Below are 21,592 nucleotides of genomic sequence, written 5' to 3' on the forward strand. Positions count from 1 at the left end.
CTCTACAGATGCAACGCGATCGCGGCCTCGATCTGCTCCGGTGACTGGAACCCTGCCAGGCGCGTGCGCTCATCACCGTCACGGAACAGGGACAACGTCGGGGTCTGCCGCAGTCCCAGCTCCCTGAAGAACGCCTCACCCAGCACCTCCAGCTGCACGCGCAGCAAGGTCGTGCCCTGCCCCGCCACGCTGTTGGCCACCCGGTGCAACGACATCTCCAGCATCCGGCAGCCCGGGCACTGGTCCTTGTGGAAATCCACCAGCACCCGCGGGTGCTCGGCCAGCAGCTGCTGGAACTGCTCAGGCGTGGTGGCGTCGATGATCTGCATCGCTGTTTCTCCAGTAGTGGGCCAGGACCGCATCGGTCCAGGCGTCGATGGCTTCGGCATGACGCTCGCCATGCGGCATCTGTTCGATCTCCAGCGGCGGGTAGTCGCTGCGGAAATAGCGGATCAGCCGGTGCACGGCGCCGCAGTAGTACGCCTGCCCCCACTGCGTTTCACCGGTGCCGAACACCGCCAGCTGCCGTGGCCGCTCGCCGCGCTCGGCGATGCCGGCCACCCATGCCTTCATCTCCGCCGGCGTGCGGCCGGCGTTGTCGGTCCAGCAGCCCAGCAGGACCAGATCGGCCTCGCCGGCAGCCAGCGGCGGCGCCTGCCGCAGGTCGTCGGCCTCGTACCAGTGCACGGCATGCCCCACGGCACGGTAGCGCTCGGCGATCTGCCGGCCGAGTTCGCGGGTGTTGCCGCTCAAGGAGGCGACCACCATCAGGATGCTCAGCGCGGCGCCAGGCTCAGAGATCGTCGAAGCCGTTGTCGACGTTGGTCTTCTTGTAACTTGCATTGCGCATCTCGAAGAAGTCGGTCTTGGTCTCGGTGAAGTTGTCGGCGTAGGCCTTGATCCACGGCATCACGTTGTCGGTGGTGTCGCTGTACAGGCGCTCGATGCCGAGCATGCCGGCCATCTTGTTGGCGCGGTACTTCACGTAGCGCACCATCTCGTCCACGTCGATGCCATCGATGCCATCCAGCACCTCCGACGACCACTGCGTCTCAAGCTCGATGGCATGTTCGAATGACTGGTGCACGTAGGCGGTCAACTCATTGGTCTGCAGCTCGGGGTTTTCACCGATGATGGCGCGGATCAGCTCGCTGATGAACTTGGTATGGGCCAGCTCGTCGCGATTGATGAAGCTGATGATCTTGCCGGTGCCGTTCATGCGGTTCTGCCGCACCATGTTGTAGAAGTAGGCGAAACCGGAATAGAAGTTGATGCCTTCCAGGATCGAGGACTGGATCAGCGACTTGAGCAGGGTCTCGGCGGTCTTCTCGCGCATGAAGTCGTCATACGCGCCCATGATCGGGGCATTGCGCTTGATGATGGTCGGGTGGGTGCGGGCGATCTCGAAGATGCGGTTCTGGTTCGGCAGGTCGGTGATCGAGGCCAGTACGTAGCTGTAGCTCTCGTTATGGATCACTTCCTGCTGGCCGATGATCGCCGCATTGGCATGCGCGGCCGGGTCAGTGATGTACTCGGCGACGTTGTAGATGAAACGGGTCTGCGGTGAGTCGAGCGTGGCCAGCAGGCCGATGATCGAATCGTAGGCGTTCTTTTCGCGTGCGTTGAGCTCGCCGTACTGGCGGGCATCGAGCTTCATGTCGACCTCGTCGGGAATCCAGAAGTTGGTCGACAGCTCCTTGTAGGCCCGATAGAACGACGGGTAAGGGATGTCGTTCCAGTTGAGGATGCCGCTGGTGCGGCCGTTGATGATGCCGGTGCTGCGGTTGGGATGGCGCGGTTCGAGGATCTTGATGCGATCGAGGGGGGTTGCCATGGTCGTCTGCCTTCGTGTTACGTGCGTTGCGGATGTAGAGCCGAGCCCGCGCTCGGCTGCTCTTCGCGTCTGAGCCGAGCGCGGGCTCGGCTCTACAGCGGTCGCAGCGGTCAGCTTGAACACCACTCGCATTCGCTGATGTCGATGTCGTTGGAGCGCACGTAGTAGGTGGTCTTCAGGCCTTCGCGCCAGGCGCTCAGGTGCAGCTCCAGCAGGGTGCTCGCGCGGATCGTGCTCGGCACATACAGGTTGAAGCTGATCGACTGGTCGACATGGCGCTGGCGGCGGGCGTTCTGGCGCACGCTGGCGAACTGGTCGACCTTGTAGGCACCCTTCTCATAGTACGGCCAGGTTTCCAGCGACAGGCCCGGCGCCGCCACCGGCCGCCGGAAGTCCTTCTTTTCCTCGTAGTAGAACGCGCTGTAGATCGGGTCGATCGACGCGGTGGAACCGGCAATCTGCGCGGTGCTCATGTTCGGCGCGACGGCCAGCAGCCAGCCGTTACGCAGGCCGTGCGTGGCGACCTCGCGGGCCAGGCTGTCCCACGCGGCGCCGCTGTAGTCGCGGTCACGGAAGTAACGCCCGTTGTGCCAGTCGCTGCCCGCGAACATCGGGTAGCTGCCCTTCTCCTTCGCCAGCTGCGCGCTGGCCTGGATGGTCAGGAAGTTGATGCGCTCGTAGAGACGGTCGGCCAGATCCTCGGCATCCGGTGATTCCCACTGGATCGCCTGTTGCGCCAGCAGGTGGTGCCAACCGAACGTGCCCAGGCCGATGGCGCGGTACTTGCGGTTGGTGATGGTGGCCTGCGGCACCGGCAGCGCGTTGAGGTCAATCACGTTGTCGAGCATGCGCACCTGGATCGGGATCAGGCGCTCCAGCACGTCGGTGGCCAGCAGGTCATCCGGCGCCCTGATTGCCCGGCCGAGGTTGATCGAGGACAGGTTGCAGACCACGAAGTCACCGGCGCGGCGCGTGGTGACGATCTGGTCGCCGCTGACGATCTCCTGGATCATCCGCGTCGGGCTCATGTTCTGCAGGATCTCGGTGCACAGGTTGCTGGAATAGATCATGCCCGCGTGCTTGTTCGGGTTCCGGCGGTTGACCTCGTCGCGGTAGAACAGGAACGGATTGCCGGTCTCCAACTGGCTGAGCATGATCCGCTTGAACAGATCGATCGCCTTCACCGTGCGGCGGCTGATGCGCTCGTCGGCCACCAGTTCGGCATAGCGGTCGCGGAAGCTGCCCGCACCGCGCGTCTCATCGTAGAAGTCCTGCAGGTACCAGCCCTTGGCCTGCTTCACCTCGTGCGGGTCGAACAGGTACCAGTCGGCGCGGCGCTCGACCGCTTCCATGAACAGGTCGGGCACGCACACCGAAGTGAACACATCGTGCGCGCGCAGGCGCTGGTCGCCGTTGTTGAGGCGCAGGTCCATGAACGCTTCGATGTCGCGGTGCCAGATGTCCAGGTACACCGCCACCGCGCCCTTGCGCTGGCCAAGCTGGTCGACCGACACCGCGGTGTTGTTGAGCTGCTTGATCCACGGCACCACGCCACCGGAGGAATTGGCCACGCCCCGGATCGGCGCGCCGCTGCTGCGCACATAGCCCAGGTAGGCGCCGACGCCGCCACCGTGCTTGGACACGCGGGCGATATCGGTGTTGGAGTCATAGATGCCCTGCAGGCTGTCGTCCACCGTGTCGATGAAGCAGCTGGACAGCTGCCCACCCACCTTGCCGGCATTGGCCAGGGTCGGTGTGGCGACGGTCATGTACAGGTTGGACAGCGCCCAGTACGCCTCGCCGACCAGCTGCATGCGCCGCTCGCGCGGCTTTTCCTCCTGCATCAGGTACAGCGCGATGGTCAGCCAGCGCTCCTGCGGCAGTTCGTAGACCTCGCGGCTGCGGTCGCTGGCCAGATAGCGCGTGGCCAGCAGGTACAGGCCATTGTAGGCGAACAGGCGGTCGCGCTCCGGGTCGATCATCTCGCCGGCCTGCTGCAGCTCTTCCTTCGAATAGCAGCGCAGGATGTCGTTGCTGTAGATGCCGCGGTCAGCCAGGCTTTCCTGCAGGCCCACATACGAACCGTACTTCAGGCCGACGTCGTAGAAGCGGTTGCGGCTGGCGCGCTTGTACAGGCGGCGCAGGTAGATGCGCGCGGCAAACTGTTCCCACTCGGGTGCAACCAGGTCCACCCGCGATTCGGCCTCACGGATCAGCAGATCGACCAGGTCGTCGGCGCTGATGCTCGGTTTGCGCTCGACCATCGCCTGCACCACGCGGCGATAGTCGCTCACGTCCAGCTGCGGGAACTCGGCATGCACGGCGTCGATGCTGCGCTGCAGGCGCTCGGCCTCGAACGGCAGGCGGCGGTTGCCGGCCTCCTTGGTGATCCAGGTCGGCACGCGCTCGCCACCGGCGCGCAAGGCGTCGCCAGCGCCGGCCAGATCGGCCACGCGGAAGGTACTGTCGGTCATGGTGGTGAAACTCCAGGCTCGCACGCGCTTTGGCGGTCGATGCCATGGCGGCCCTGAACGCGATACCGGCGCACGGGGCGAACGGGTGGATTGCCAGGGCACGGGAACGTAGGTCGTCGGCATCTGCCTGCGCCTGCGGCCGGTATCCGGGCCGTGGGGGCGACCTGCGTCCGCACGATGGCGGCCGCGTCGACACGGCAAGCCTTCAGGGGCGGGCCGCGGGACGTTTGCTGCATGTCCGGCGGCGGCGGCTGACCGGGAGTGACGGCCACAACATAGTGGGGATATCCCGAACCGTCAACACAAGATGCGGTAATCAGCACATGTCGCGACGATCAGTCGCAGGATGCCGTGTTGCAGCTGCGGCGCCTTGTCGACAACGCCTGCGTCCCCAGTTCGGTACAACATCCACTTTCCCCGGAACACCGCCCATGCGCGCTGCCCAGTACCCCTCCTTCGGCAACCCGGCCGACGTCCTTGCCATTGCCGATGCGCCGCTGCCCGAGCCCGGCCCCGGCGAGGTGCGCATCCGCACCGTGCTGGCCTCGATCCACAACCACGACCTGCTGACCGTGCGTGGCCTCTACGGGTACAAGCCGACACTGCCTGCGATCGGTGGCAGTGAAGCACTGGGCGTGGTCGACGCACTGGGCGACGGCGTCGACGGCCTGCAGATCGGCCAGCGGGTTGCCGCCGCCTCGGTGCACGGTACCTGGGCCGAAGCGTTCATTGCACCGGCACGCATGGTGATTCCGATGCCGGAGGCGATCCCGGACGAGATGGCCGCACAGCTGATCGCCATGCCGCTGAGCGCGCTGATGCTGCTGGAGTTCCTGCACGTCGAAGCAGGCCAGTGGATCGTGCAGAACACCGCCAACGGCGCGGTCGGCAAGTCGCTGGCGATGTTGGCAAAGGCGCGTGGCGTGCATGTGGCCAACCTGGTGCGCAACGCCGCTGCCGTGGCGCAGTTGCAGGCGCTGGGCATTGATCATGTGTTCGACACCTCGTTGGACGGCTGGAAGGATCGCGTGCGTGAAGCGACCGGCGAAGCACAGGCCGCGGCCGCGGTGGATTCCATCGGCGGCGACGCCAGTGGCGATCTGGTCGACCTGCTCGGCCACCACGGCACGCTGGTGTCGTTCGGTGTGATGAGTGGCGAACCGATGCACATTCCTGCCGGCGGCCTGATCTACAAGGAGGCCACGGTGAAGGGTTTCTGGGGCAGCAAGGTCAGCCAGGCGATGGCGGTGGAGGACAAGCGTCGGCTGGTGGGCGAACTGCTGAAGCGTGCTGCTGGCGGCGAGCTGACGCTGCCGGTGGAGCGGATCTTCGCGCTGGACGACATCGCCCAGGCAGCGAAGGTCGCAGGAGGCTCGGGCCGCAACGGCAAAGTGCTGCTGCGGCCGTGATGGGCTGGCATTGCCTTCTGTAGAGCCGAGCCATGCTCGGCTGCTTTCCGGTCAGTGTGCGCAGCCGAGCGTAGGCTCGGCTCTACAGGAGCGTGCGGACCAAATGCTCCGCACTCCTCGCTCCGTTCATTAAGAACCTGTGCTGTATAACTGAATGCGCTTTCGTCATTGGAAGGCGCATGTACCTGCGTGCGGTACTGACGGCTCCTCCCCCGTTTGGCGTTGTCGCTTCCATGTACCGCACCACCCTGAACCTGCTAGCCGGCGCCATTGCGCTGAGCCTCACCGCCGGCGCTGCCGGCGCCGCTGAATCGGCCGATACCGGCAAGGACAGCACCACTCTCGGCACCGTGCTGGTGACCGGCTCCAACATCAAGCGCAGTGATACCGCCGGGCCGAACCCGGTGCAGATCGTCAGCCGCGAACAGATCGAGCAGACCGGCCGCTCCACCCTTACCGACGTGCTGCGCAACCTGTCGGCCAATGCCGGCAACAGTTTCGATGAGCAGTACACCGGCAGCTTCGCCGCCGGCTCTGCATCGATCGGCCTGCGTGGCCTGTCGCCGAAGAACACGCTGGTGCTGGTCAACGGCTACCGCGTGTCCAACTTCGGCTTCGCGCTCAATACCCAGGACACCTTCGTCGACCTCAACGCGCTGCCGATCAGCGCAGTCGAGCGCATCGAAGTGCTCAAGGATGGTGCTTCGGCGGTGTATGGCTCCGATGCCATCGCAGGTGTCATCAACATCATCCTGCGCAAGAACTTCCAGGGCGTGGAAGTGGGTGGCGGCTTCGGTACCGCCACCCAGGGCGGCCTGAACGAACGCAAGGCCAACCTGCTGGCCGGCTTCGGCGACCTCGAACAGCAGGGCTGGAACGTGCTGTTCGGGCTGGACCTGCTCAAGCGCGACCGCCTGGATGCCGACCAGCGCGCCTACACCCGCAGCGGCGATTTCCGCGACAAGCCTGGTGGCCGCCTGACCGGCTGGTCCACCGCCGGTGGCAACTGGCTGTCCAATCCACGCGCGCCGCAGCCGTTCGCCAACTGCCCGGAGGGCAGTCAGCTACGTCCCTACAGCGATTTCGGCAGCACCCTGCCCGGCCAGGCCTGCGCCTTCAATGCGCAGCCGTTCAAGACCCTGCAGCCCGGCGCCGAGCGCCTGCAGGCCTCGTTGAGTGCAACCTACCGCTTCAATGACAGCGTCGAAGCGTTCGCCGATGTGCTGTACAGCCACAACAAGGCCGACCAGATCTTCAGCGCGCCGCTGACCGTCGGCCCCGGCCTGCGTGCGTACAACCCGGCCACCGGCACGCTGATCGACGTGCCGGCGGTGCTGCCGGTCGGCCACCCGAACAACCCGGGCAGCACGCCGCTGCCGTTCGAGTACACCTTCTTCGATCTCGGCCCGCGCCTGAAGGACAACACGCAGGTGTTCTACCGTGCATTGGCCGGCGTGCGCGGTAGTGGGGAGCGCTGGGACTGGGAAGTGGCGGCGCTGACCTCGCAAAGCGCTCAGCGCGAATACGTCGACAACTTCGTCAACCGCTACGCGTTCGAGCAGATCCTGCGCGACGGCAGCTACAACTTCCTCGATCCGTCCAGCACGCCGGGCGCGCTGGATGCCCTGCGCCTGCAGACCAAGCGTCCGGGCTGGTACAAGCTGCATTCGTTGAACCTGAAGGCCTCGACCTCGCTGTGGGAGCTGCCGGCCGGTGCGGTCGGCTTCGCCTGGGGTGCAGAGTTCCGCAAGGAATCACTGGACGCGCGCACCAGCGCGCAGGTGCTGTCGGGCACCGAACTGCGCCCGGCCATCAACGTGGTGAACGGCGAGCGCCAGGTCAGTGCCGCCTACGCCGAACTGAGCGTGCCGCTGCATCGCACGTTGGAACTGCAGGTTGCGGGCCGCGGCGACCACTACGATGACTTCGGCAAGGCGTTCTCGCCGAAGGTGGCGTTGCGCTGGCAGCCGCTGGACAGCCTGCTGCTGCGTGGTTCGTTCTCGCGTGGCTTCCGCGCCCCCTCGCTGCCGGAGATCGCGCCGGGCCAGACCGTCAGCTACGGCTCGGTGATCGATCCGCTGGATCCGCTGCAGCCCGGCGGCAGCCGTGGCATCACCAACATCCGCACCGGCAACCCGGACCTGAAGGCCGAACGCTCGCGCAACTTCAACGTGGGTGCGGTGTGGTCGCCGGATGGCGATACCAGCATCGGCCTGGACTGGTACCGCATCGAGCAGGACAACCTGGTCAAGCCGGACAGCGCGCAGTTCATCGTCGACAACCCGACCCTGTTCCCGGGCCGCGTGCAACGTGATGCGCAGGGACGCATCCAGTTCATCACCAACCAGTACGCCAACCAGGGCGAGTTGACCACCTCGGGGCTGGACCTGGACGCCAGCCGTACCTTCCGTACCGACGGCTGGGGCACCTTCACCGTGGCCGGCAGCTGGACCCACCTGCTCAGCTTCAAGCAACCGCTGGTGGCCGGCCAGGCACCGTATGACGGCGCCGGCAACAACCGCCACGGCGCGCTGCCTCGCACCCGCGGCACCACCTCATTGAACTGGGCGGTGGGCGACTGGAGCAGCACGCTGAGCCTGCAGTACGTGAGCGGTTACGACCAGCGCGTGGCGACGGCGACCAGCAACCCGGGGCTGCGTGACCGCGTCAAGCCCTATCACCAGCTGGACCTGTATGTGGCGTACGAAGGGATTCCCAACACCACGCTGTCGCTGTCGGTGCTGAACCTGACCGACAAGGACCCGCCGTTCGACCCGGCTGGCGGTTCCAACGGTTTCGACATCAGCCAGTACAACCTGCGCGGGCAGTTCGTCTCGCTGGGCGCGCGCTACCGGTTCTGACAGGCCACCTGTAGAGCCGAGCCCATGCTCGGCTGCTCGTCGGCAACAGGAAGCCGAGCATGGGCTCGGCTCTACAGGGGTGTGCGGACCAACGGTCCGCACCCACCGCATCACCGGCTCAGGTGCAGGAACTGCAGGTGCCGTTCGTACTGGCTGATGATGTCGTTGATGATCTGCTTGCGGCTGTAGCCCACCAGATCGTAATCCTGGCTGCCTTCGAACAGATGCACCTCGGCGCGGTAGTAGCGTTGGTTGCGCAGCTGCTGGGCGGCGAACGACGGGGTCAGGTAGCCACTCAGGATCACCCGGTACAGGAAGTCCTGCTGCTCGCCGTGGTTCACCGTCAACTCCATGTCGCCGGCCTCAAAGCGCGTGGCCACGTCCCAGCCCTGCCCGCGCAGCTGCTCGGCCACCGCCTCCATCGCCGGCTTCACCGTGTCATCCATGAAACGGTAGACCTGGTCGCGCACCGGGAAGTGCATGGCCTGGCTCAGGCGCTGGCGCCAGCCCTGGTGGTGGCGATCGTCTCCGATCAACGGCGACGGCCGGTATTGCAGCGCGCGCTTGCGGTGCGACTCGTCACTGAAGGCGCGGGTCAGCCCCCACATCATCAGCAACAGGATCGCCGAGAACGGCAGCGATGCCAGCACCACCGCCGATTTCAATGCATCGATGCTGCCGGCCAGCAACAACCCCGCAGTCAGCACCGCGATCACCGTGCCCCAGAACACGCGCAGCCAGCGCGGACCATCGTCTTCGGGTGATCCACCATGCGACGACAGCGTGGACAACACCACCGCCCCCGAATCAGCGGAGGTCACGAAGAAGATGAAGCTCACCAGCACCGTCACCGCGATCACCGTGCGGCTCCACGGGTAGCCATCCAGCAGTGCATACAACACGGTCGGTGGGTCATCTACCGCCAGCTGCGCCAGTTGCTGCTGGCCGTGGTGCAGCACCTGGTCCAGCGCGCTGTTGCCGAAGATCGACAGCCAGGCCAGGGTGAAGCCGAGCGGGATCAGCAGCACCCCGAATACGAATTCGCGGATGGTGCGGCCACGTGAGATGCGCGCGATGAACAGGCCGACGAACGGTGCCCAGCCGATCCACCAGGCCCAGTAGAACACCGTCCAGCCGCCCAGCCATTCCGGTCGGCCGCCATAGGCGTACACATCGAAACTCTTGCCGACCACGCTGCCCAGGTAGTCGCCGAGGTTCTGCATCAAGGTACTGAACAGGTACTGCGTCGGGCCGGCAAACAGCATGAACAGCACCAGCGCGATCGCCAGCAGCATGTTGATGTTGGCCATCCAGCGCACGCCCTTCTCGACGCCGGACACGGCCACGGCCACCGCCGCGCCCATCATGCTGACCACCAGGATGATCTGCACCAGGTTGGAGTGCGGAATGTCGAACAGGTGCGACAGGCCGGCATTGAGGTGCAGCACGCCGAAGCCCATGTCGGCGCCGATGCCGAATACGGTGGCGACGATGCCCAGCGCATCCACGGTGTAGCCGATCGGGCCGTTGATGCGCTTGCCGATCAGCGGGTACAGCGCCGAGCGCAGGGCCAGTGGCAGGTTGTGGCGATAGGCGAAGTAGGCCATCGCCATCGCCGCCAGCGCGAACACGCCCCAGCCGTGCAGGCCCCAGTGCAGGAACAGCAGCTGCATGGCCTGGCGCGCGCCAGCCTCGCCTGCGGCCGGATCACCCTGCGGCGGCTGCAGGTAGTGGGTCAGCGGTTCGGACACGCAGAAGAAGAACAGGGTGATGCTGATGCCGGCGGCGAACAGCATGCCGGCCCAGGAGAGGTAGCTGAACTCCGGCTCGTCATGGTCGGCACCCAGCTTGATACCACCGTACTTGGACAGCGCCACGCCCACCACGAACACCAGGTACAGGGTCATGGCCAGCAGGTAGTACCAGCCGACGTTGAGGGCGGCCCAGTCCTGTGCCTTGAGCAGAAGGCGACCCGCGCCGAGCGGGTACAGGCTGACGAACAGCGCGAACGCCACGACAACGATCGCCGCGAAGGCGAACACAGGCCGAAGGGTGCGCACCGGGGATTGTTGCGGCTCCAGTACTTCCATGGGGCGGCGTTCTCCGGTAGATCAAGGGGTTAGCCGACCGATTCTGGCTGAACCGCAGTGGACAGAGCATGAAGTCGCGGCCTGCGGTCGCAGGCCCGTCCGCTCATTCCGTGGTATCACGCGCGCGCTGCGACGCACCCTTGCTTGCACGGGCCGCGCGCACCGCCTGCGGCGCGGCCACGCGCATCCTGTCCGATCACGACATTACATGCACCGCACACAGCTTGTTGCCATCCGGGTCACGCAGATAGGCCAGGAACACCTGCCGACCGGACATGTTGCGGACGCCGGGCGGATCTTCGATGGCGGTACCACCGTGAGCCACTCCAGCTTCCTGCCAGGCACGCACGGCCTCTGCACTGCCCAGACTGAAACCGATGGTGCCACCGTTGGCATGGCACGCTGGCTGCCCATCGATCGGCGCGGTTACACCGAACATCCGTCCATCCTTGAAGTACAGCAGCCGTCCCTTCTCGTCGAATACGCCCGCACGCGCGGCCATCGCAGCGAACAGGGCGTCGTAGAAGCGACGCGCGGCATCCATGTCGTTCGTTCCTACGGTGATGTGGCTGAACATGCGGGCACTCCATGTGGAAAACCGCAGTGTCGATGAGCGCGGGCGACTTCGCAAATCGCTGCATCATCGCCGCCCCACTCGCGACCGGGCGTGCTGCTACTTGGCGGTGCTGAGCAGCAGTACCGCCGCCGTGACCAGGGCGATGCCAACCCAGCCGATCGGCCGCAGGCGGTTACCGAACAACAGGCGGCCGCAGGTGGCGGTGCCGATCACGCCGATCGCCCCCCACATCGCATAGGCCGTGGCCAGATCCAGGTAGCGTACGGCCTGGCCCAGCAGGGCGAAGGCGATCCAGACCAGGACGATCGCACCGACGCCCCAGCGCCAACGACGGAAACCTTCCGACTTTGCCACCATCATGTTGGCGGCGACGTCGATCAGCGCCGAGCAGATCACGAAAAACAGGGCCAGGGTATTCATCAGTGCGCCTCCCCGAGGGTGACGCAGACGATGCCGACCACCGCCAGCGCGAGGCCGGCCAGCTGCTGCAGCGACAGGCTCTCGCCAAACACGGTGAGGCCGACCACGGTCAGCAGGGTCAGGCCAAGGCCTTCCCACACCGCGTAGGCCACGCCCACGGCGATGCGGCGCACCGACTGCGCCAGGAAGAAGTAGGACAGCGCCAGTGCGCCGGCCATGATCAGGTAGCCGCTCCAGCCGCCGTCGCGGGCGGCATGGGCCATGAACGAGGTGCCGACCACCTCGGCGATGATCGCCACGGTCAGGCAGACCCAGGCGGCCAGCGCGCCACGGGCGGGAACAGTACGGGACATGTGAAGCTCCTTGCAGGGCGGGGACCGCGCCGCCTCTTCAATGGGTCCACGGCATGCGTGGAGGGTCCGGAACGCCCCGCAGACAGGGGCGACGGCGGCCAGTATCATCGCCTTTTACTGTGGTATCAAAATGGATTCCATCGACAGGAGCGATGGTTCAATGCCCTATTCCCCCGAATCCCTGCAGGCCTTCGTCGAAGCCGCCGCGCTGGGCTCGTTCTCGGCGGCGGCGCGCCGCCTGCGCAAGACGCAGTCAACGGTCAGTACCGCCATTGCCCATCTGGAGGCCGACCTGGGCGTGAGCCTGTTCGACCGCAGCGGGCGCTACCCCCGGTTGACCGAGGCCGGGCACCAGGTGCTTGGCCATGCCCAGGAAATCCTCGCCGCCGATGCCCGACTGCAGCAGTTGAGTGTGCGCCTGGCCGCGCCGGTCGAAGCGCGGCTGACCGTGGTGTTCTCCGACGTGTACCAGCTCGATCCGGAGCAGCACGTGCTGCAGCGCTTCGCCGAAGCATTCCCGGAGATCGAACTGGAATGGCTGGATGCCGAAGGCGATGACGTGCTGGAGCTGGTCGGCAGCGGCCGCGCCGCGCTGGGCCTGCTGCCGCGACAGGAAAGCTATCCGGATGGCCTGATGGCCCGGCCGTTGGCCCATCACAGCGAACTGTCGGTATACGTGGCGCGCGAGCACCCACTGGCCAGCGCCGGCCGCCGCAGCGCCGCACAGCTGCGGCGGCACCGGCAGGTGCGATTGAGTGCGGAGGTCGATCAATCCCACATCGTCACCGGCCTGGCCTGGACCGCCACCGACTATCTGATGGTGATGGAGATGGCCGAGGACGGCATCGGCTGGGCCGAACTGCCCCGCGCACTGGTGCAGCGTTACGACCGCGGGCGACTGGTGGAACTGACGCTGCCCGGCTGGCCGCGGCGCATCCACAGCGACCTGCTCTGGCGCCGCGACGCGCCGCCGGGACCGGCCGCACTGTGGTGGGCCGACGCGTTGGGATGACACAAAAAAAGGGGACGGAGGGGATCAAGTCGTTTGTGGCACAAACGACTTGATCCCCTCCGTCCCCTTTTTCAGTTGCCGGCCAGCGGCCGGCACTACCGGTCAACGATGGGCGAGCGCGTAATCCAGCGCCGCGCACACCGCGGCCACCTGCGCGTCGTTGCACTGCTGCGGGGTCGCCCGGGGGCTGTCCGGGTAGACCTCGGTGGTGGTAGTGAACTTCGCACCGGTGATGCCCGCGCACAGTCCGAGCTTCACCAGCGGATACTCGATCACGCCGTGGGCCACCACCGGCGAGCCGATGATCTCGCCCTTGTCGTCGGCCGGGGCGATGTGGGTCACCTTTTCCACCGCAGCGATCACCGCCTGCTGGAAGGCCGGCTGCGGGTTCTCGCTGTCATCCACCAGGTAGAAGCCATCGGGGATCAGGCCCGGCTCGAACGGCTTGCCGTCACGTGCGGCCAGCGCTGGGCGGAACTCGCTCTCGTCGCTGTCGGTGGTCTCGTGCAGGTCGATGTGCAGCACGAACTGGCCCTTGTACGGCGCGATCAGCTCGATCACCGCAGTTGATTCACGCGCCGGGCCATCGGCGCGGAAGTTGCGGTTCGGGTCGATCGCATCGAAGTTCCAGCGGTTGATGCGCTCGAAACCCCACGGGTTCACGCATGGCGCCACCAGCAGGTTGGCCTTGCCGGCGTAGTCGGCGGCGTGCTTCTCAAGGAATTCCAGCGCGCCCATCACGCCGCTGGTTTCGTAGCCGTGCACGCCACCGGTAACCAGGGCAGCCGGCAGCGCCGGGTTCCAGTCGCGGCTGCGCAGGGCGAACAGGGTGTAGGTCTCGCCAGCGTAGTCGAGCTGGCCATAGGCCACCTTGTCGAAGCGCGAGCCCAGCGACTCGATCCGCGGCAGCACCTCCTCGTCATAGCGACGCAGGCGCTGCTGGCGGCCACGCCACAGCTCCCGTTCCGCCGCTCCCCACGGCTGGCCAGGGGTTCCGACGGGGTAGAAGGCGGCTTGGGACATGGCGGATCTCGGCGAGTCAGGAAGCAATCGCCCACTCTATCACCGGGGGCACAGGCATGAACCGGGGGCGCATTCCAATGGCGAATAGAATCAGCAATAATTCTCATTTACGACCTCCCACAACCCGCACCGATGCCCATCCACGCCCTGCAACCGGCCCGCCTGCCCCTGGCCGCTGCCCTCACCCTGTGCCTGCTTCCGGCCACCCGCGCCTTTGCCCAGGACAGCGCCACTACGCTGGACAGCATCCAGGTCTCGGGCAGCTGGCTCGGCACCGGCCTGCATGACAGCGTCAAGCGCTTTGCCGGCGCACGCACGGTGGTCGACCGCCAGCGCATCGAGGCAAGCGGCGCGGCCAGCATCGGCGATGCCATGCGCCGCATCCCCGGCGTACAGGTCACCGAAAACTCCGGCACCGCCGGCAGTTCCGTGTCGCTGAACATCGGCGTTCGTGGCCTGACCGGGCGCTACTCGCCGCGTTCGACGGTACTGCTGGACGGCGTGCCGCTGGCGGTAGCGCCGTATGGGCAGCCGCAGCTGTCGTTCGCGCCGACCAGCCTGTCCAACATCGAATCGATCGACGTGGTGCGCGGCGGCGGTGCAGTGCGCTACGGCCCGCAGAACGTGGGCGGCATCATCAACTTCAGCACTCGTGCCATTCCCACCAGCGCCGGCCTGCACGGCGAAGCCGGCGTGCGCTACACCGCCTACGACCATGGCGGTGGCGACAGCACCCAGTACAACGCCTTCCTCGGTGGCACCGGCAACAATGGCCTGGGCGCAGCCCTGCTGTACTCCGGCCAGGACGGGCGTGGCTGGCGCCAGGGCAGCGATGACCGCTTCAACGACCTGGCGCTGAAGTTCGCCTATGCCATCGACGAACAACAGGAACTGCGCGCCAAGCTGTCCTACTACGATGTGCGCTCGCTGACCCCGGGCGGCCTGACTCGCGCCCAGTACGAGGCCGACCCGTTCCAGAACACCCGCCCCACCGATTTCTGGAAGGGCCATCGCACCGGCATCGACCTGGGCTACACCAACACGCTCTCGGCCAACAGCGAGTTCGAGGTGCTGGCCTATTACAACGAGAGCACCCGTGCCAGCTCGCTGATCAACGCCGCCAACACCCAGTTGACCGTGCAGCCGCGCGACTACCGCGTGCTCGGCATCGAGCCGCGCTACACCCAACGCCTGCACTGGGGCAGCACGGTGCATGACATCACCGCCGGCTACCGCTTCCTGCGCGAGCGTGGCAACGACCGCAGCTACACCGTCACCCGCCGCACCGGCGTGGCCAGCGCCACCAACCGCTTCGACAACGCCACAGACGCCCACGCGTTCTACATCGACGACCGCATCGCGATCGGCCAGTGGCGGATCACCCCGGGCGTGCGCATGGAGTGGATCGACATGGACCGCCGCCAGGCCGGTGGCGCAGCGACCTTCAGCAGCCGCAACGACAAGGCCCTGCCCTCGCTCAACATCGCTTATCTGCTGACTCCGCAGCTGACCGTGTTCGGCAACTACACCACCTCGTTCGGGCCGGTGCAGAACATCCAGCTCAATTCGCAGACCGCCAGCAATCCGCTGAACCCGGAGGTGGCAAAGACCGCCGAACTGGGCGCGCGCTGGCAGGACGGTGCACTGCGCGCGGAAATGACCGTGTTCAAGATGCGCTTCGACAACCAGATCCTGCAGGTGCCGGGGATCACCCCGCCGACCTTCCAGAACATCGGCGCCACCGACCACAAGGGCGTGGAGAGCGCGGTGGAGTACCACTTCGCCGAGGACAGTGCGCTGGCCGGGTTGGAGCTGTACGCCAACTACACCTGGACCAAGGCGATCCAGCAGTCCGGTGACAACCGTGGCCTGGACGTGCCGTTCTACTCGCGCGACACCGACAGCGTCGGCGCCCGCTACGCGCTGGCCGGCTGGACCTTCAATGTCTCCAGCACCCACCAGAGCGGCCAGTTCTCCGACGCCGCCAACACCTGGGCCGAGAGCGCTGACGCGCGCGTGGGCCGCGTGCCGGGCGTGCGCCTGTGGAACGCGCAGGTGGCCTGGCAGGTGCCGGGCCTGGGTGACAGCGAGATCGCGCTGGGCGTGAACAACCTGGCCGACACGCGCTGGTACACCCGCAACGTCGATGGCAACGCCGGCCGCATGGTGGCCGCACCGCGCACCTTCTACGTGCAGGGCCGCTACCGCTTCTGAAGCGGTAGCCGCCCGATGCAGTGACGGTGGCGATCACGGTGGCGGCGTATCATGCCGCCACCATGTCACTGCCTGTTTCGCCATCGCGCCTGCATTCGGCCTTCCAGGGTCTGCGCCTGCGGCTGCGCGGCAGCGACCTGTGGTTCATCGCACTTGCCCTGCTGGTCGGCCTGCTTGCCGGCTACCTGACCCTGCTGCAGTCCGGCATCGCACGCTGGCTGCAGGGCACGCTGTACGGGCTGGATGAAGGGATGCGCCTGAGCTCCCTGCCCTCGATGACCTGGACCGCGCTGCTGGTGCTGCCGCTGGGTGGCCTGCTGGTGGGCCTGGTCAGTTTGGCGGCAACGCGACTCAAGCGGCCCCTGCTCGATGCGGTGGAAGCCAATGCCCTGCACGGCGGCCGCATGTCGATGCGCGACAACCTGATCGTGCTGACCCAGACCCTGCTGTCCAATGGTTGCGGTGCCTCGGTCGGGCTGGAAGCTTCGTATACGCAGATGGGGGCCGGCACTGGTTCGCAGCTGGGCCGGGTGATGCGGCTGCGCCGCAACGACGTGCGCATCCTGGTCGGCGCCGGTGCCGCCGGTGCCATCGCCGCCGCCTTCGGTGCGCCGCTGGCGGGCGCGTTCTATGCGTTCGAGATCGTCATCGGCGCCTACACCCCCGCTGCGCTGGCACCGGTGGCGGTCGCCGCGCTGGCCGGCGCCTTCGTGGCCGACCAGGCCGGCATCGAGGCCTACCTGCTGCCTGCCGCTTCGACCATCGACGTGCGCGCCGCCGACTACGCCATCTACGGCCTGCTCGGCTGCTGCTGCGCGATGGTCGGCATTGTCATCATGCGGCTGATCGCCTCGATCGAGGGCACGGTCAAGCGCAGCCCGCTGCCTGCCTGGGGTCGGCCGGTGGTGGGCGGCCTGCTGCTGATTCCGCTGGCCCTGGCCAGCCCGCAGGTACTGTCGTCCGGCCATGGCGCCCTGCACCTGGACCTGACCACGCATCTGCCGCTGATCTGGATCGGCGGCCTGCTGACCCTGAAGTGCCTGGCCTCGGGCATCTCGCTGGGATTCGGCTTCCGCGGCGGCCTGTTCTTCGCCTCTCTGTTCATGGGCACGCTGGTGGGCGCGCTGTTCGCCGGCCTGCTGGCCATGGCCACCGGCGTGCCGGTAGTCGACGCCACCTCGGCCGCGCTGGCCGGCATGGCCGCGCTGGCCGCCGCCGTGGTTGGCGCGCCGATGACCATGGCCATGCTGGTGCTGGAAGGCACCCACGACTTCCTGCTGACCAGCGTGGTGATGAGTGCGGTGCTGGTCTCCAGCACGCTGGTACGGCAGTGGTTCGGCTACTCGTTCTCGACCTGGCGCATGCACCTGCGCGGGGAGACCATCAAGAGTGCCCGCGACGTGGGCTGGGTACAGAACCTCAACGCCGGCCGGCTGATGCGCAAGGGCGTGGCCACCGCCCCGGGTGATATCGATGCCGCCGCGTTCCGCCAGCGCTTCCCACTGGGCTCGGGCAGCCGGGTGATCCTGATCGACAGCGAGGGTCACTACGCCGGGATCGTGCAGATCCCGCGCGTCTACGGCGACGGCGTGAAGCCGGAGACCGTGATCGGCGAGCTGGCCGAGAACCGGGACGTATCGCTGTCGCCGTCTGCGGACGTGGTCAGCGTGATGCAGCGCTTCGACCAGACCCAGGCCGATGAACTGGCCGTGGTCGGCGCCGACGGCCAGGTGCTGGGCGTGGTGTCCGAAGCCTTCGTACGCAAGCGCTATGCCGAGGAACTGGACAAGCGCCAGCGCGAACTGATGGGCGAGCGCGTCGACGACACCGACTGACCCGGCAAAAAGGGGACGGAGGGGATTAAGTCGTTTCTGGCACTTCCGGGTATCCACGCATGGCGTGGATCTACTGTCACTTCGACCGGGTAGACTCCGGCCATGCGCTTCATTGAGACCTTCCAGGCCGGTCCTTTCGCCGACACCGTGGTCAGCCTGCTGGCCGCCTTCGTGCTGGGTACGTTGATCGGTGCCGAGCGCCAGTACCGGCAACGCACCGCCGGCCTGCGCACCAACGTGCTGGTGGCAGTCGGCGCCGCCGCCTTCGTCGACCTGGGCATGCGCATCGCCGGCAGCGCCGAGGCGGTGCGGGTGATCTCCTACGTGGTCTCCGGCGTCGGCTTCCTCGGCGCCGGCGTGATCATGAAGGAAGGCATGAACGTGCGTGGCCTGAACACCGCCGCCACCCTGTGGTGCTCTGCAGCGGTCGGCAGCTGCACCGGCGCGGACATGCTGGCCGAGGGCGTGCTGCTGACCGTGCTGATCATCGCCGGCAACACCCTGCTGCGGCCGTTGGTGAATGCCATCAACCGCATTCCGATCAACGAGGCAGCGACCGAAGCCACCTACGAGGTGCGCCTGAGCGTGGATGCCGACGCCGTGCCGCGGGTGCGCGAGCGCCTGGTCGATGCGCTGGAAGCGGCGCAGTATCCGGTGGGCGATGTGCAGGTGGTCGAGCATGCCGACGCGCCTACCGATGTGATCGCGGTGCTGGTCAGTACGGCGGTGAGTGCCGATGAACTGGACGTGGTGCTGGCACGGATGGAGCAGGTGCCGGGCGTGCTGCATGCCACCTGGGAAGTCAGCACCCGCGATTGATGATCCACGCGGGGCGTGGAGGCTCTTCTCTCATGCCCTCATCCGCTGCTGCGCGCGCAACAGTTTCCGGAACGAACTGCACGACCGGGCATCCTCCGCCAGCGGGCATGCCGCCGCGCGTTGCAGCTGACGGCGCACCCGCTGCAACCGGGTGATCTGCCGCTGCAGCACGTCGGCCTGCGCCAGCAGTGCCTCGCGGTCCAGTGAGATGCGTCCATGCTGCGACGGCAGTGATGCACCAATCTGCTGCAGCGAAAGGCCGGCCGCCTGGCCAAGGCCGATCAAGGCCAGCCGTTCCAGCACCTGCTCGTCGTACTGCCGGCGCAGGCCGCGGCGCCCCAGCGCATGCAACAACCCCAGCTGTTCGTAGTAGCGCAGGGTCGAGGCCGGCACGCCACTGCGCTTGACCACCTCGCCGATATCCAGTTCACGCACAGGCTTGACCTCAAGTGACCTTCAAGCACCAAGCTATGGGCAACTACCCCGCGAGGCAAGGCCATGGCCAGCACATCTTCCATTGATCAGAACGCCCTGTGGAACGGCCCTGGCGGCCAGGCGTGGGTTGCGCAACAGGCTGTTCTTGACGGCCTGTTCCAGCCGATGGCTGACCTGCTGGTCACCGAACTTCCTGAGACCGTTACCGAACTGCTCGACATCGGCTGCGGCACCGGCGCCAGCCTGCTGGCCGCGGCCGCAGCGCGCCCTGCGACACATTGCACCGGCCTGGACATCTCCGCGCCGATGCTGGCGCTGGCCCGCCAGCGCGCCGAGGCTGCGGGACTGGACGCGGACTTCATCGTGGCAGACGCGCAGCGCCATCCGCTGCCGCCCGCGCACTTCGACTGGATCCAGTCGCGGCTGGGCGTCATGTTCTTCGAGGACAGCCAGGCCGCGTTCGCCAACCTGCATCGTGCCACGACACCCGGCGCTGGGCTGCGCTTCATCGCCTGGCGCAGTGCCGACGAAAATCCATTCATGACCACGGCCGAGCGCGCGATCGGCGATGTACTGGATCTCCCGCCCCGCGTACCCGGCGCACCGGGACAGTTCGCTTTTGCCGATGGCGAGCGCGTGCAGCGCCTGTTGCAGGCCGCCGGCTGGAATGACGTGGAAGTGGTTGCGGTGGACCTGCCCTGTTCGCTCGCCCGCGAAGACCTGCCGATCTATGTCGGCCACCTGGGACCGTTGGGACTGGCCCTGCGATCGATGCCGGAAGCCCGCGCCACAATGCTTCGCGAAAAAGCATTGGCCGCATTCGCGCCGTTCATCGAAGGTGACCGCGTTCGTGTGGATGCCGCCTGTTGGTTGATCCGCGCCCGCGCTTGAAAAAAGGGGACGGAGGGGATCAAGTCGCATATGCCTCGGCTGTGCCGGAAACGACTTAATCCCCTCCGTCCCTTTTTTTGCTAGAGGGCCTCGCCGGCGTCGGCCAGGCGCGATTCGATCAGGGCGTACCACTGCTGCAGCACGTCGATCAGCATGTCCAGCTCGGCGTCGGCGCGCTGTGCGCGACCGCTGCGCAGGCAGGCCTGGGCTTCCTGCAACTGGGCCAGGAATCCGGCCACGGTGTCGGCCTGCAGGATCAGGCCCGGCAGGCGCCGCCCGGGGATGCGCACCACGGCATGATTGCCGAGCTGGCCGTACACGCTGAGCGTAGCTTCCGTCTTCATGGAGAGTGGCAGGAATTGGGCATTCATCGCGTGCACCGTTTGAAAACCTGAGCCGCAGGCAGGCGTGGACGACGGGGGAGACGTTGCCACGCCTGCCGGCGGTCAGGGGGGACTCGGAATGCCGGGGCACCGCCCCGGCGCAGGAAGGTCAATGTGGCTGTGCCATCCCGGCGATCTGCACGCGCCGGTTCGGTGCCAGGCAGGCAATCAGCTCGCGCCGGTTGCGCTGCTCGCACTGCACGATCGGCTCGGCCGCGCCGCGTCCCTCGGCACTGATGCTGGCTGCAGGCACGCCCCCCTGCACCAGCGCGTTGCGCACGGCGTCGGCGCGGCGCTGCGACAGCGCCTGGTTGTAGCTGGCGCTGCCAATGCGGTCGGTGTAGCCGGTTACCTTGATCGACTGCACCTGCGCGGCCTCGCGTACCTGCACCAGGATGCCCTGCACCGCCTGCTGGCCTTCGGCGCTGAGTACCGCGCTGTCGAATCCGAACAGCGCGTCGGCCGACAGCCGCAGGGGCTGCTCCGGCAGCGGTGCCGGTGCCAGCGGCGCCGGTGGCCGCGGTGGTTCGAGCACGGCCGCGCACGACTCCGGCTTCCAATACCCGCCCTGCGCGATGCCCTTGCTGTCGAAGCGCACCTGGAACTGGCAGGTGAAGTATTCCGCGCCCTGCGCGGTGCGGAAATTGAACAGGTAGTTCCACTTGCGCACGCCCCACATACCCTCATTGAAGTGCGGCGTGCCCAGCAGCGTGTACAGCTGCCGCTTGCTCATGCCCGGCGCGAAGCGGCGCAGGTCGGCGACGTCGGGATAGATGCCTTCCTTCAGCGAGGCCTTGGAGGCCTCCGGGAAGTGCACGGCGGTGGCGTCGGCAGGACCGTCGGCGGCCGGCGCATGGCTGCGGCAGGCGGCCAGCAGGCCCATCCCCAGGATCAGGCCCAGCGTGGCGGCACATTGGCCGGCGCGGGCGATGCGATGCTGTTTCATGTCGTTCCCCCTGTAG

19 protein-coding genes are annotated in these 21,592 nt (G+C 66.8%); 7 read left to right on the forward strand and 12 right to left on the reverse strand.

Annotated features, from left to right (window positions below):
* Window positions 1-2: 2 nt before the first annotated feature.
* The 4 genes from ACZ75I_RS11240 to ACZ75I_RS11255 all read right to left on the reverse strand — a co-directional run bounded on the left by ACZ75I_RS11240 (window position 3) and on the right by ACZ75I_RS11255 (window position 4,308).
* Window positions 3-329, reverse strand: a complete 327-nt coding sequence (locus tag ACZ75I_RS11240; RefSeq protein ID WP_472957877.1) for a thioredoxin family protein — start codon at window positions 327-329, stop codon at window positions 3-5.
* Window positions 301-768 (reverse strand): flavodoxin, encoded by a 468-nt coding sequence (locus ACZ75I_RS11245; RefSeq protein WP_472957878.1) that lies wholly within the window; start codon window positions 766-768, stop codon window positions 301-303. The genes ACZ75I_RS11240 and ACZ75I_RS11245 overlap by 29 nt, the downstream gene beginning before the upstream one ends.
* A 25-nt stretch (window positions 769-793) precedes the next feature.
* Window positions 794-1,834 (reverse strand): ribonucleotide-diphosphate reductase subunit beta, encoded by a 1,041-nt coding sequence (locus ACZ75I_RS11250; protein ID WP_024957408.1) that lies wholly within the window; start codon window positions 1,832-1,834, stop codon window positions 794-796.
* Between the two features lie 110 nt (window positions 1,835-1,944).
* The gene (locus ACZ75I_RS11255) at window positions 1,945-4,308 is read right to left on the reverse strand and encodes a ribonucleoside-diphosphate reductase subunit alpha (protein ID WP_235650595.1); all 2,364 of its coding nucleotides are present in this window, start codon (window positions 4,306-4,308) and stop codon (window positions 1,945-1,947) included.
* Window positions 4,309-4,739: 431 nt separating this feature from the next.
* Between ACZ75I_RS11255 and ACZ75I_RS11260 the strand changes: the two genes are divergently transcribed.
* A complete protein-coding gene (locus ACZ75I_RS11260; protein WP_472957881.1) occupies window positions 4,740-5,717 on the forward strand; it encodes a zinc-binding dehydrogenase in 978 nt (325 codons plus the stop codon).
* A 233-nt stretch (window positions 5,718-5,950) separates the two neighbouring features.
* Window positions 5,951-8,578: a TonB-dependent receptor gene (locus ACZ75I_RS11265; RefSeq protein WP_472957882.1), complete on the forward strand. Its 2,628-nt coding sequence runs from the start codon at window positions 5,951-5,953 to the stop codon at window positions 8,576-8,578.
* A gap of 110 nt (window positions 8,579-8,688) precedes the next feature.
* On the opposite strand, the gene betT is transcribed toward ACZ75I_RS11265, so the two are convergent.
* The 4 genes from betT to ACZ75I_RS11285 all read right to left on the reverse strand — a co-directional run bounded on the left by betT (window position 8,689) and on the right by ACZ75I_RS11285 (window position 12,018).
* Window positions 8,689-10,668 carry a choline BCCT transporter BetT gene (gene betT, locus ACZ75I_RS11270; protein WP_472957883.1) on the reverse strand — a complete coding sequence of 660 codons (1,980 nt, stop codon included), beginning with the start codon at window positions 10,666-10,668 and terminating at the stop codon, window positions 8,689-8,691.
* A 196-nt stretch (window positions 10,669-10,864) separates the two neighbouring features.
* Window positions 10,865-11,245 carry a VOC family protein gene (locus ACZ75I_RS11275; RefSeq protein ID WP_021204273.1) on the reverse strand — a complete coding sequence of 127 codons (381 nt, stop codon included), beginning with the start codon at window positions 11,243-11,245 and terminating at the stop codon, window positions 10,865-10,867.
* A gap of 96 nt (window positions 11,246-11,341) precedes the next feature.
* A complete protein-coding gene (locus tag ACZ75I_RS11280) occupies window positions 11,342-11,665 on the reverse strand; it encodes a DMT family transporter (RefSeq protein ID WP_472957884.1) in 324 nt (107 codons plus the stop codon).
* The gene (locus ACZ75I_RS11285; RefSeq protein WP_472957885.1) at window positions 11,665-12,018 is read right to left on the reverse strand and encodes an SMR family transporter; all 354 of its coding nucleotides are present in this window, start codon (window positions 12,016-12,018) and stop codon (window positions 11,665-11,667) included. Before ACZ75I_RS11285 ends, ACZ75I_RS11280 begins: the two co-directional genes overlap by 1 nt.
* A 160-nt stretch (window positions 12,019-12,178) precedes the next feature.
* On the opposite strand from ACZ75I_RS11285, the gene ACZ75I_RS11290 reads away from it, so the two are divergent.
* Entirely contained in the window at window positions 12,179-13,030 is an 852-nt protein-coding gene (locus ACZ75I_RS11290) for a LysR family transcriptional regulator (protein ID WP_180869676.1), read from the forward strand.
* 102 nt (window positions 13,031-13,132) lie between these two features.
* On the opposite strand, the gene ACZ75I_RS11295 is transcribed toward ACZ75I_RS11290, so the two are convergent.
* Complete coding sequence (locus tag ACZ75I_RS11295; RefSeq protein WP_134969224.1) at window positions 13,133-14,053, reverse strand: M14 family metallopeptidase; 921 nt, start codon at window positions 14,051-14,053, stop codon at window positions 13,133-13,135.
* 132 nt (window positions 14,054-14,185) lie between these two features.
* Here ACZ75I_RS11295 and ACZ75I_RS11300 point away from each other — a divergent pair, with 132 nt between their 5' ends.
* The 3 genes from ACZ75I_RS11300 to ACZ75I_RS11310 all read left to right on the forward strand — a co-directional run bounded on the left by ACZ75I_RS11300 (window position 14,186) and on the right by ACZ75I_RS11310 (window position 18,921).
* Window positions 14,186-16,267: a TonB-dependent receptor family protein gene (locus ACZ75I_RS11300; RefSeq protein WP_346476995.1), complete on the forward strand. Its 2,082-nt coding sequence runs from the start codon at window positions 14,186-14,188 to the stop codon at window positions 16,265-16,267.
* Window positions 16,268-16,329: 62 nt separating this feature from the next.
* Window positions 16,330-18,102 carry a chloride channel protein gene (locus ACZ75I_RS11305; protein WP_219626967.1) on the forward strand — a complete coding sequence of 591 codons (1,773 nt, stop codon included), beginning with the start codon at window positions 16,330-16,332 and terminating at the stop codon, window positions 18,100-18,102.
* A 102-nt stretch (window positions 18,103-18,204) separates the two neighbouring features.
* On the forward strand, window positions 18,205-18,921 hold the full coding sequence (locus ACZ75I_RS11310; protein ID WP_005416969.1) for an MgtC/SapB family protein: 717 nt from the start codon (window positions 18,205-18,207) through the stop codon (window positions 18,919-18,921).
* Window positions 18,922-18,951: 30 nt separating this feature from the next.
* Here ACZ75I_RS11310 and ACZ75I_RS11315 read toward each other — a convergent pair whose 3' ends face one another.
* Window positions 18,952-19,356, reverse strand: a complete 405-nt coding sequence (locus ACZ75I_RS11315; protein WP_180869666.1) for a MerR family transcriptional regulator — start codon at window positions 19,354-19,356, stop codon at window positions 18,952-18,954.
* A 63-nt stretch (window positions 19,357-19,419) separates the two neighbouring features.
* On the opposite strand from ACZ75I_RS11315, the gene ACZ75I_RS11320 reads away from it, so the two are divergent.
* Window positions 19,420-20,247 carry a class I SAM-dependent methyltransferase gene (locus ACZ75I_RS11320; RefSeq protein ID WP_472957886.1) on the forward strand — a complete coding sequence of 276 codons (828 nt, stop codon included), beginning with the start codon at window positions 19,420-19,422 and terminating at the stop codon, window positions 20,245-20,247.
* A gap of 80 nt (window positions 20,248-20,327) precedes the next feature.
* On the opposite strand, the gene ACZ75I_RS11325 is transcribed toward ACZ75I_RS11320, so the two are convergent.
* Window positions 20,328-20,591: a DUF6959 family protein gene (locus ACZ75I_RS11325; RefSeq protein WP_231352155.1), complete on the reverse strand. Its 264-nt coding sequence runs from the start codon at window positions 20,589-20,591 to the stop codon at window positions 20,328-20,330.
* Between the two features lie 148 nt (window positions 20,592-20,739).
* A complete protein-coding gene (locus tag ACZ75I_RS11330) occupies window positions 20,740-21,576 on the reverse strand; it encodes an outer membrane protein assembly factor BamE (RefSeq protein WP_472957887.1) in 837 nt (278 codons plus the stop codon).
* Window positions 21,577-21,592: the final 16 nt, after the last annotated feature.

It is taken from the genome of Stenotrophomonas sp. X (assembly GCF_055721025.1).